The following is a 12,149-nucleotide window of genomic DNA, read 5'->3' on the forward strand; positions in this document are numbered from 1 at the left end:
ATGCTCCTACTCCAATGCAAAAAATTCTTTTACTTTAATGGGGTCTCCGTATTCTTTATAAACCGATTCAATGATCACGCGAGTTAATTCAAAGGCTTCTCGTTTACCGTTCGCAATACCTATTACTTTATATTCCTGATTAAAATAAATAGGTTTAAACATTTCTTTGCTTTCTATAATGTACATTAAATGCTTCGAGGAATTTCCAAGACAAATGCAATAAATATTTTTATAAGGGCGTTTTCGGCGAAGTCTTTTTATAACTCGACTTTCATTTCGTACATTCTTCCCAACATAGTAGTTTTTCGAGAAAATCATAAGTACTCCTCTTTCACAAATACATCCTCTATGATCAATTTTTAACTAATTCATAATATATTATAACAAAGATAAAAAACAAAGTCACGAGATACCGTGACTTTATTGCAGAGCACTTTCCAGTTTAGAGAGATGTTCTAAAGGAAATAATCTTAAGAGCTGTTTATACTGCTCTTGAGTTAACCCTTCAGTGGTAACGTAAATATCTATTTTTTCATCTACATTTCCATTTTGGAAGCGTTTTTTTAATTGCTCAAATTGTTGTAAGTCCATAGTATACACTCCTTTAAAACTATTTCACACTTAGTATATACTATAGACAATAATCTATTCGCTTTAATTAAATTTATAACTCAATCCTTTAATGATTTCTTCTGCCAATGCAGGACGATTCATAGGTTCCAAATGAATGCCCAAAACGCCATTGTCCAAAAGATCCTGAATCTGACGAATTGCGTATTCTATTCCTGCTTTTCTTAAATCATCTTGAGAATCTCCATATTGATCCATCATAGTTAACAACTCTCCCGGCATAGAAGATCCACACAGGGATATAATGCGCTTAATCTGTTTACTGTTAAAAATAGGCATAATACCTGGAATAACCGGACAGCGTATTCCTATTCTTTCAATATCCTCCATAAAGTGATAGAAAATTCGATTATCAAAAAATAATTGAGTGATTAATACATCCACCCCTGCATCAACTTTCTCCTTTAAATAATACCAATCTTTAGTAATACTTTTGCTGTCTTTATGTCCTTCAGGATATGCTGCCGCTGCTATGGAAAAATCCCCTTTGCTTTTTATGTATTCGATTAATTTCACCGCATAGGGAAAATCATTTTTATGATAATCAAAATTCGGTTGGTTGGTTGGCGGATCTCCCCGCAAGGCCAGTATATTTTCAATTCCTTTTTGCTTTAACTCCTCTAAAATGTAATCGATATCTTCTTTAGTATGCCCTGCACAGGTCAGATGGGCCATAGCTTCCAATCCATGTTCATTTTTTATTTTTGATGCAATTTCAACTGTACGCCCTTTATTTGAGCCTCCTGCTCCATATGTAACACTAATAAAAGAAGGATTCAATTGCTTCAGTTTTGAAATAGTATCAAATACTGTATCTATTGGAATATCTGTCTTAGGCGGAAAAATTTCAAATGACAATCTTCTGGTGTCAGATGAATATATTTGCGATAGCTTCATTTTTTTCCTCCTCATTCTTCTTAAATTTTTACCATTATATCATAAATTTAAAATTATACAAGAATAATATTATTTTTTTGCGACTAAATCAACCTTTAAAGCTTTTATATCCTTGAAAAAAGCCTATTCTACTAATAGAATAGGCTTATAATTAATTAAATAATTATACATCTACATAATTTGCTTAAAGCTTAACATTTGCATTTGTTGATTAAGATCCTTTCTTTTTTCCCATCAATTAACTATATTATGTAATTACACAATACATACTATTTTTTCTATAATAAAAGCCCTGATATTCAGGGCTTTATGTAAGTGAGCAAATCTATAAGCCGAGTTCTGTATTAAACGGTCATCTATCTCGACGTATAGTTGCCTATACGCTCAAGCAACCTACCCGGGAACACGGCGGGCCACCGCATATGTTCCCCTATACGGTTTTGCTCCGGGTGGGGTTTACAGAGCCTCCTTAGTCACCTAAGGAGCGGTGAGCTCTTACCTCACCTTTCCATCCTTACCAGTAAAACTGGCGGTTTATTTCTGTTGCACTTTCCTTAGAGTCGCCTCCACTGGGTATTACCCAGCACCCTGCCCTATGGAGCTCGGACTTTCCTCAAGTACGACCTTTCGGTACTGTACTCGCGACCGTCTGATTTACTCACTTTATTTACTTAGCTTAATTATATTATCACAAGGATCAAATATGGTCAAATGAATTTTTTTCTAATGAAAACAACTACCACCAATAAATTCTCTTATAATCGAATTTTGCGGTACAGCTTCGCTGCTCACCCCTAAGAAATAATCGAGGAACTTAAACAATCTTTTAGCCTCTGAATAGCATTTAGATTTAGGATCTATCTTGAACAACAGAGGTTCTGCATATTGCTTTAATACTGCTAATTCATAAATTAAAGCAGAATTAAACATAACATCGGCTTCTTCCTGGTATGGAAATATATTTCTTTCTTCTCCTCTTCTCACAGAAGGCCATAATTCAATCGTTCTCTCCGCATCGGTTCCTCGATACAGGTAATCTCTCACAATTCTTCTTAAAAGCCTTACATCTGTTGTTGGTATCCTGTTATGGTCATCCAGATTAAGCTGTGTCAAGGCACTTATATAAATCTTAAATTTATTTTCTTTCGGAATGTCTGCTGTTAATTTTTCATTTAAACCATGAATACCTTCTATCAAAAGGACATCATTGGTGTCCATTTTTATTTTTCTGCCCTTGTACTCTCTTTTCCCATTTTTGAAATTAAAAGATGGGATTTCTACAATCTCTCCTTTTAGTAACCTTGACAAATCTTGATTGAATTGCTCTATGTCAATGGCTTCTAAAGACTCAAAATCATATTCGCCGTTTTCATCTCTGGGGGTATGCTCTCGATCTACAAAGTAGTCGTCTATTGAAAGGGCATGAGGACGCATACCATTTACACGAAGCTGAATAGCCAGTCTTTGAGCAAATGTCGTTTTTCCTGACGAAGATGGACCAGCAATTAAAACAATGCCTATCGTATCCCTTTTCTCTGCAATTTTATCCGCAATCTGAGCAATTTTCTTCTCATGAAGAGCTTCCGAAATTCTGATAAGTCCTCCGATTTCATGATCAGCTATGATGTCATTCAATGCTCCAACAGTATCTACTCTTAAAATATTTCCCCATCTTTCATATTCTAAGAAGATTTGAGAAAGCTTTTTTAATGGAGCAAATTCCGGTACTTTAGTTGGTTCTTTTGCAGTAGGAAACTGTAATATAAATCCCGGTGGATGATAAACCAGTTTGAAATATTTCAGGTATCCCGTACTGGGCACCATATAGCCGTAAAAATAATTTTTAAGCCATCCCAGTTGATACAGATTTACCATCGAAGATCTTCTGTATTTAAATAAATTTCTTTTATCATCCATACCATTTTCTTCAAAAATCTTCATAGCTTCTTCTAAGGGAATGGACATTTTTTCAAAGGGAAGATCCTGATTTACTGTTTCTTTCATCTTCTTTTCAATTTCTGTTAAAAATTCTTCGGATAAATCTTGGTCGCCTGATAATTCACAATAAAAGCCCGGTCCCATGGAGTGATGTATGATAACGTTCCCGTCTTTCTTTAACTCTTTTACCGCATACACAAGTAAAAAAGATACGCTCCTCTGATAAATTCTCATTCCGTCTGCACTTGTTAAATCAATGAATTCAATATCACAATCCTCCATAAGTTGATTGTTTAATTCTTTAATTCTATTATCCACTTTAGCTGCTACGATAGTTCCTTTGTAGCGATCCTGCACATCTTGAGCGATTTCCTGAAGTCTAATTCCTTTTATATATTTTTTTATTTCTCCATTAGGAAAAGTAACTTGTATGTTGACTAGTTCACTTGTTTGATTCATTATATTTCCCCTCCCACCTCATGTGTTTAGATATTAACTCTGAATGGCTCACCGTTTACTTTAGAAATTAGTATTTCCAGAGCATGATCCGGTTTCTGCATCTTTTCCAGATGTTCTTTAATAACAGGTACAATGAGATTCTCTGTTCCATAATGTCCAGCATCAATTAAAGAAATCCCCATCTGAAGTGCTCTCTGAGCATCATGAAATTTAACATCTCCCGTTATGAACACATCTGCTTTTTTATTAACAGCATCCTGAAGATAGGACATGCCACTTCCCGTGGTCAATGCAACTTTATTGACCAGATGATTGGATGCTCCAACAATTCTTATATTGGGCAGTTTTAATTTATCTTGAACAAATTTTGCAAATTCATCTAAAGTATAGCTTCTTTTTAATGTCCCAATTCTGCCCATGCCGTATTTTGCTTCAATATCCTGTCCTTTAAATTCTAATTCCGATAATATCGATATATTCTCTAATTCCAATATTTGAGCCAGTACATCATTCGTTCCTCCAAAGGCAATGTCCAGATTGGTATGCGCTGAATAAACTGAAATATTGTTTTGAATTAAATCGTATATGCATTTCCCTAAAATATGATCCTTTCGGATATTTTTTAAAGGTTTAAAAATAAAAGGATGATGGGTAATAACTAAATCTGCTTTTTCTGCAATAGCTTCGTTAACAACTTCAGGAATGGCATCTAAAGCAATAAGGATTCGTTTTACCTCCTGATCCATATCCCCAATCATTAAACCTACATTATCCCATTCTTCAGCTAAATACTCCGGAGCCAGTTTGTTTAATTCTTCAATAATTTTTTTACATGTTAAAGACATTTTAAAGCCTCCTCATGCAGCCTAATCTCTTGTTCTATTTCATTTATACGCTTTAGGGTATTGTCCGTTGAAGTCTCATTTAGTTTTTCTAAAATGTTTCTTAGTTGAATAAGTTTTTCTTTTATATATCTCATCAATATAGAGCTTTTACTTTCCAAAAGTTTTTTTCCAAATAAATAATATTTTATATCGTCATATTCTTCTTCTCCTGGTTCTGCAACAATAATCCAGTAATATTTATTGTCTTCATAAACTATTTCTTCATTAATGATTTTGAAATAAATTTTATGCAAATATTGTCTTACTTCTTTTTGGTCCAGTTGGGGCTGCAAAATAATTCTATTTACTCCCTTTACAAGATTAAGACGATTATTTAAAATATCAATAATTAACATTCCTCCCATTCCTGCCAATATAAGGGTATCCACTTCATTGGGCTGAATGGGTTCTAATCCGTTTCCTAATCTGGTTGCTATGATTTGCTCTGCATTATGGGCTTTTATATTTTTTTCTGCCCGCTTAAGAGGACCTCTGTTGATATCCGTTGCTATAGCTTTCTTTATAATTTTTTTCTGGTATAAGTAAATCGGTACATATCCATGATCTGTTCCTATATCTGCCACAATGGCACCTTGAGGAACTTGCTGCGCAATTGTATATAAACGTTTTGATAACTCCATATATTTCTCCTTTAAAATTAATTCATTTTAACCATATGAAAAAGAAGTTGATGCTAGTCAACTTCTATTCCAAATAATCCTTCAGTTTTTTACTTCTGCTTGGATGTCTTAATTTCCTTAAAGCCTTTGCTTCAATCTGCCTGATACGTTCCCTGGTTACATTAAATTCTTTACCAACTTCTTCGAGAGTCCTTGCTCTTCCATCATCCAGTCCGAATCTAAGACGAAGCACTTTTTGTTCCCGCTCAGTTAACGTATCAAGAACATCAATCAATTGCTCTTTAAGAAGAGTAAATGCTGCAGCTTCAGCAGGAACAGGTACATCCTCATCCGGAATAAAATCACCCAGATGGCTGTCTTCTTCTTCTCCTATGGGCGTTTCAAGAGAAACAGGTTCCTGAGCAATCTTAATGATTTCTCTTACTTTGGAAACCGGCATATTCAGTTCTTTTGCAATTTCTTCAGGCTGAGGTTCACGGCCTAATTCTTGAAGAAGTTGTCTTGATACACGAATCAATTTATTAATTGTTTCCACCATGTGAACAGGAATTCTTATGGTTCTTGCCTGATCTGCGATCGCTCTTGTAATGGCCTGGCGAATCCACCAGGTTGCATATGTACTAAACTTAAATCCTTTGCCATAATCAAACTTTTCTACTGCTTTAATAAGTCCTAAGTTTCCTTCCTGAATCAAATCCAAGAATAACATACCACGTCCTACATAGCGTTTTGCAATACTAACAACCAGTCTAAGATTGGCTTCTGCTAGTTTTCTTTTAGCTTCCGGATCCCCTTGTTCCATTCTGCGAGCCAATTCTATTTCTTCTTCTGCCGTAAGAAGAGGTACTTTTCCGATTTCTTTTAAATACATTCGCACCGGGTCGTCAATATTAATGCCTTCTGGCAGACTTAAATCCAGATCATCCAGCGGCTCTTCTTCTTCTTCAATATTACCTAATACATCAATATTCTGTCGCTCAAGATATTCATAAATTTTTTCTATTTGCTCCGGCTCCAATTCCATGTCGGAAAAATGATCCATAATTTCTTTATATTCGAGCACACCTTTTTTTTGCTTACCTAATGCGACCAATTCCTTCACACGGGTCAAAAATTTGGTTTGTTCGCTTGTTTTCACGCAGAATCCATCCTTTCCTCACCTGTCTACTATTTTAACCACTTATAAGGTTAATATACAATTTTTCTAGCTGCTTTTTCTGCTCAATTAAAGATTGAATTTCATATATATCAGTTGCATTTCTGCTTTTCATGTCGATATTTGCTTTTTTTATTAATTTAATTTGATCATTTATCGCTTTTTCAATATCATATTCCTGATTTTTACTTTTTTCGTCCCGAAAAATCATAGAAACTTGCTTTTGATCATTTAAATTTTCAAAATGATTAATCACAACAGCAGGTTCAATTTTTAAGCCTTTATCATACTGCTCATAAATTAGCTTAGCTACTTTCATTAATACTGGATCAATAAAGTCTTCATAAGATAAATGTGGCTTAATTTTATGATAGTGTAGTGGATTATTATAAAGGAAATTAAGAATATTCTTTTGAGCCTTATATAATCCGTTTTTCTCATCTATGTTGTTAAATACATTATTTACTTTTAAATGATCGTGGAGTTCACTTTCCTGTCTTTGTGAATAACTACTCAGTTTAATACTATTTTTTCTTTGAAATTCTTGAGTTTTCTTTATTTCATTCAAAATAGACTGGGTAGAAATTTTGGTATCATTAGATATTTCCTGAAGATATACATCCCGCTCAATCTCATTGTCTAGCCTGGAAAGTAATTGTGCTACTTCCATGGTAAATTTAATTTTTTGCTCAGTATCTTCAATGTTATATTTTTTTCTTAAGACCGAAACTTGAAAAGTAACTGCCCCCATGGCATGATCAAGCAATTGTTGAAATGCCTCAGGGCCGTTTTGCTTAATAAAATCATCAGGATCTTTCTCTCCGGGTACTTGGACCACTTTTATTTTTAATCCAGCAGACGATAAAATAGGTATCGCCCTTAATGCAGCGTTGGTCCCTGCTGTATCGCTGTCATAAATTATAACAACTTCTCCTGTATAGCGTTTTAATAAAGATGCCTGCTGATAGGTAAAAGCTGTACCAAGAGAAGCCACTACATTTTCAAATCCTGCCTGATATAAGGATATAACATCCATATACCCCTCAACAATCAATATTTGATTCTTCCCAGATGTTCTTGCATAATTAAGACCATAAAGATTTTTACTTTTATCAAATAAGGGAGTATCCGGAGAATTCATATATTTGGGCAGACTATCATCCAGCACGCGTCCGCCAAAACCAATGACCTGATTATGAACATCAAAAATAGGAAACATAATTCTATTTCTAAATCTATCCACATACCCTTTACCTTTTTTCTTTGGTATAACCAATCCGCTTTTTGAAATATGCTCCTCCTCGTATCCTTTATACAGTAAATATTGATATAAATCTCCAAAGTCCATGTTTGAATAGCCTATTCCAAAAAGCTTTTGAGTGTTCTTGCTTAACTTTCTTTTATTCAAATATTCACTGGCCTGTTGGCCCCTTAAGGAGCGCAGATTTGCATAAAAATATTTAGCAGCTTCCTTATGCATATCCAGCAAAATCTGCTTTTCTTCCATCTTTTTGCGAACTTCTTCTGAATATTCAGGTTGTGGTAAAGTAATATGTGCCCTGTCAGCCAAATGCTTGATCGCTTCTACGAAACTAAAATTCTCCATCTGCATAATAAATGTAAATACATTGCCACCTGCCTGACAACCAAAACAATAATACATTTGCTTATCAGGGCTGACAGAGAAAGAAGGCGTATCTTCATTATGAAATGGGCATAATCCAAAATATGAACTGCCCTTTCTTTGTAATCTCACATATTCAGAAACTACGTCCACCAAATCATTTTGGCTTCGAATTTCTTCAATGATTTCTTCTGAATAATACATGGGACTCCCCTATCTTTTTGGACCTATCAAAATACATATATTTGTTTCGACATATTTTTCGGAAATCCTTTAAGCTCACAAAGATTTGTTTAAAATATATAAAAAAACAAAAATAATGACCATTATATTAACCAATTTACCTTTAACATTTTAAGTCTGCTCAATCAACTTGATCAGATTTTTTTTAAATTTAGCATTATCCAGTTCATTTCTTTTTCGCGGGCCTTTTGTACGACCACCTGCTCTTCTTATTTCGCTATTTAAATGCCTATCATAAAGTAATAAATCGATTTGCTCATTTAGATAAATATTGCCATTTGGAGAAATTGCTCTTGCTCCTTTTGATAAAACAAGAGAAGCCAAACCATAATCCTGAGTAACAATAATATCATCTCTTTTTACATGATTCATTATGGTCATATCTACCGACTGAGGTGCTGAGTCTACTATCTTATATTCCATATCAAATCTCTTATTTGGAACATGTGCGTAGCTGCAAAAAACGATTGCTTTAATATTATATTCCTTTGAAACATCTTCAATTATCTTTAAGACGGGACAACTATCGCCATCAATAATAATTCTAAAATTTTCCATTACATGATCTCCTATAGAATATTCCACGAAGAAGGTACGTATATTTCCATATATTTATTAATGGCATATCGATCCGTCATCCCCGCAATATAATCGCATACAATTCTTTCTTTCATCTCATCTCCTGATTTATAATGTAAATAGAATTCTTTTGGGATACTTTCAGGATGTTTAATAAAATAATAATACAGCTGCTCAACAATATGTTCTGCCTTTTTTTCCTGATTTTTTGCCTGTGAACCTATATATACATGTTCAAACATAAACGCCCGGAGTTTTTTCACCATTTTACCTATTTCATCGCTCATTTTAATATCAGGTTGATGAATACTGTTTTTGATCACATCTATAATCATAGTATTAATTCTTTCACCAAAGCTATTCCCTAAAATTTCAACACAATCTTTTGGAAGATCTGTTTCTTTTAATACTTTTCCTCTTATAGCGTCATCAATGTCATGATTAATATACGCGATTTTATCTGAAATTTGAACAACTTTTCCTTCCAAAGTACTTGGATTACCTTTTGTCTGATGGTTAATAATTCCATCCCTTACTTCCCATGTAAGGTTCAATCCTTTTCCGTTTCGTTCAAGTATTTCTACTACTCTCAAACTTTGCTCACTATGGCTAAAACCCATAGGACATACTTCATTTAACACATATTCTCCCGTATGTCCAAAAGGGGTGTGGCCTAAATCATGTCCTAAAGCAATAGCTTCTGTAAGGTCTTCATTTAAAGACAGTGCCCGGGCAATAGTCCTTGCAATCTGTGCAACTTCCAGTGTATGAGTTAGTCTTGTACGGTAGTGATCTCCTTCCGGAGATATAAACACCTGAGTTTTGTGTTTTAATCTCCTAAAAGTTTTGCAGTGAAGAATCCTGTCACGATCTCTTTGAAAATCTGTTCGAATATCACATTTGGGCTCATCATATTTTCTTCCTTTGCTTTCTTTACTTTTCACTGCATACGGACTTAGAAAATCAAACTCCCTTTTCTCTTGAATCTCTCTAAGGTGCAACGTTATCACCACCTGTTCTTACATGTTATAACACTCCTCATACTTAAATATATACTACACATTTTTTCAAAATCCTTCAAAATCATTTGATAAAAAAATTACCATCATCCCTTTAACAAGGAATAATGGTAATGACTTTTAAACAGATTCTACTGATTTGTCCTTACCCTTTAAAACATATTGGATAAAAATTATGAATACTATAATCACAATACCAATAAGATCTGTAGTCAAGCTTGGTTCAATGAGCATAAGACCACCTGCAACCGCCAGAATTCTCTGCCATATTGGAAGTTTTGACTTCATAAAACCTTCTAAACCACCTGCAATAGCAAACATACCAAGCATGGATGTAATAGAAAACTGAATAATCTGTGGCAGCGAAGTATTCACCATCAACATTGCAGGATTTAGTACAAACATATACGGAATAATAAATGCCGATATAGCCAGCTTAGTGGCAATGACTCCAGTCCGAATAGGATTTCCGCCAGAAATTGCTGACCCTGCATAGGCTGCCAAAGCTACTGGTGGCGTAATGTCTGCAACTACACCAAAGTAAAATACAAAAAAGTGTGCAGCAAGGACCGGTGTTTCCGGCATCAATTTCAATATGATCGGTGCAGTGATGGTAGCCATAATAACATAATTTGCAGTAGTTGGTACACCCATTCCTAATATAAGACAAGCAATCATCGTTAAAAACAATGCAATAATGTTAATGCCTCCTGATAAAGTAAGCAAGCCATCAGCAAGCTTAAGGCCTAAACCGGTAAGGGAGACAATTCCTACTATAATACCTGCTATTGAGCATGCTGCAGCAACTCCAATGGTATTTTTTGCACCGTTTTCCAAAGCTTCAACAAAAGTTTGAGGCGTCAGCCTTGTATCTTCCCGAAACATACTGACAACAATAGAAGTCAGTATGGCAAGACAGGCAGCTCGAGATGCAGTATATCCTATAGACATCGTTGTAATCAATACAACAATGGGGAGGAACAAATATCCTTTCTGGAAAAACAATTTAAAAAAGTTAGGAATGTGTTCCTTGGGAAGTCCTTTTAATCCAGTCTTTTTTGCTTCAAAATGTACCATTAGAAAAATACCGCTAAAGTAGAGGATTGCCGGAAAAACTGCTGCTAAGGCAATCGTAGCATAGCTTGTTTCTGTCATTTCAGCCATAAGGAATGCAGCTGCTCCCATAATTGGAGGCATAATTTGTCCTCCGGTTGAAGCAGCAGCCTCAACCGCTGCAGCAAAATCTTTGTCATATCCTGCTTTTTTCATTACAGGAATAGTAACACTACCAGAACCAACAGTATTAGCAACAGAACTACCAGAGTACATTCCTTCCAGGGCACTGGAAATAACCGCAACCTTGGCAGGTCCACCTACTGCTCGCCCTGCAATGGAATTGGCCATATCTATAAAAAAAGTACCAATGTTCGTCTTTTCAAGAAATGAACCTAAAATAATAAACAATACAATAAAAGTTGAGCAAACACCTATAGGCGTACCAAGTATCCCATCAAGGGTATAAAATAATGTGTATACGATACGCTTTAAGGAATATCCTGCATAAAAAGCATAAGCAATGAAAGCGCCGGCAACCACCAAAATTGGAATACCAACTACTCTTCTGCATACTTCAGCAGTAATAAGTAATCCTACAACACCAACAATAACATCTAATTGAGTGATACGAGTTGCTCTGGCAGAAAGAGTTTCAAAATTAATGATAAAATACGCAAAACAAGCTGCTCCTACAATACCAAGAACTATGTCATACCAAGGTACATAATTTTCCCTTTTTGCAGACTTTTTCTTCGCTGGATAAAGTGCAAAGGCCATAAAAATAATAAAGCCTACAAAAGAAGTTCTGCGGATTTGTTCCGGCCAGACGCTAAAAAGATTCATATAAAATATATACAGAGAAAAAACAACTAAGATACAACGTACAATCTTTCTGGGTACACCAGTATAATGCCTTGTATTAGATTCTCGATCATATTCAGCCATTAAGGCATCTACATCGATTTGCTCTGCTTCTTCCATTAAAGAATGGGCTGTGTGTTTTACTTCAGACATACATCATCC

At 34.9% G+C, this 12,149-nt stretch carries 11 protein-coding genes and 1 other RNA gene; all 12 read right to left on the reverse strand.

The window, feature by feature from the left end; genetic code table 11:
* Positions 1-6: 6 nt before the first annotated feature.
* Positions 7-318: a hypothetical protein gene (locus JOD07_RS04935; protein WP_158738916.1), complete on the reverse strand. Its 312-nt coding sequence runs from the start codon at positions 316-318 to the stop codon at positions 7-9.
* A 102-nt stretch (positions 319-420) separates the two neighbouring features.
* On the reverse strand, positions 421-591 hold the full coding sequence (locus JOD07_RS04940; RefSeq protein WP_180322419.1) for a hypothetical protein: 171 nt from the start codon (positions 589-591) through the stop codon (positions 421-423).
* Positions 592-654: 63 nt separating this feature from the next.
* Positions 655-1,527, reverse strand: coding sequence for a methylenetetrahydrofolate reductase [NAD(P)H] (metF, locus tag JOD07_RS04945; protein ID WP_158738915.1), 873 nt, complete (start codon positions 1,525-1,527; stop codon positions 655-657).
* Between the two features lie 312 nt (positions 1,528-1,839).
* An RNA gene (gene rnpB, locus JOD07_RS04950) (RNase P RNA component class A) lies at positions 1,840-2,188 on the reverse strand.
* Positions 2,189-2,250: 62 nt separating this feature from the next.
* Entirely contained in the window at positions 2,251-3,924 is a 1,674-nt protein-coding gene (locus JOD07_RS04955; RefSeq protein ID WP_158738914.1) for a nucleoside kinase, read from the reverse strand.
* A 26-nt stretch (positions 3,925-3,950) separates the two neighbouring features.
* The gene (locus tag JOD07_RS04960; RefSeq protein WP_158738913.1) at positions 3,951-4,769 is read right to left on the reverse strand and encodes a Nif3-like dinuclear metal center hexameric protein; all 819 of its coding nucleotides are present in this window, start codon (positions 4,767-4,769) and stop codon (positions 3,951-3,953) included.
* Positions 4,760-5,449, reverse strand: coding sequence for a tRNA (adenine(22)-N(1))-methyltransferase (locus tag JOD07_RS04965; protein ID WP_158738912.1), 690 nt, complete (start codon positions 5,447-5,449; stop codon positions 4,760-4,762). Before JOD07_RS04965 ends, JOD07_RS04960 begins: the two co-directional genes overlap by 10 nt.
* Positions 5,450-5,513: 64 nt before the next feature.
* Positions 5,514-6,587, reverse strand: coding sequence for an RNA polymerase sigma factor RpoD (gene rpoD / locus JOD07_RS04970; protein ID WP_158738911.1), 1,074 nt, complete (start codon positions 6,585-6,587; stop codon positions 5,514-5,516).
* Positions 6,588-6,621: 34 nt separating this feature from the next.
* A complete protein-coding gene (dnaG, locus tag JOD07_RS04975) occupies positions 6,622-8,433 on the reverse strand; it encodes a DNA primase (RefSeq protein ID WP_158738910.1) in 1,812 nt (603 codons plus the stop codon).
* Between the two features lie 150 nt (positions 8,434-8,583).
* The gene (locus tag JOD07_RS04980) at positions 8,584-9,030 is read right to left on the reverse strand and encodes a YaiI/YqxD family protein (RefSeq protein ID WP_158738909.1); all 447 of its coding nucleotides are present in this window, start codon (positions 9,028-9,030) and stop codon (positions 8,584-8,586) included.
* Between the two features lie 11 nt (positions 9,031-9,041).
* Positions 9,042-10,052: a deoxyguanosinetriphosphate triphosphohydrolase gene (locus JOD07_RS04985; protein WP_204612586.1), complete on the reverse strand. Its 1,011-nt coding sequence runs from the start codon at positions 10,050-10,052 to the stop codon at positions 9,042-9,044.
* 138 nt (positions 10,053-10,190) lie between these two features.
* Positions 10,191-12,140, reverse strand: coding sequence for a TRAP transporter permease (locus tag JOD07_RS04990; protein WP_201800562.1), 1,950 nt, complete (start codon positions 12,138-12,140; stop codon positions 10,191-10,193).
* Positions 12,141-12,149 lie beyond the last annotated feature (9 nt).

Origin of the sequence: Defluviitalea raffinosedens (assembly GCF_016908775.1) — a bacterium.
Taxonomy (GTDB): Bacteria; Bacillota; Clostridia; order Lachnospirales; family Defluviitaleaceae; genus Defluviitalea; species Defluviitalea raffinosedens.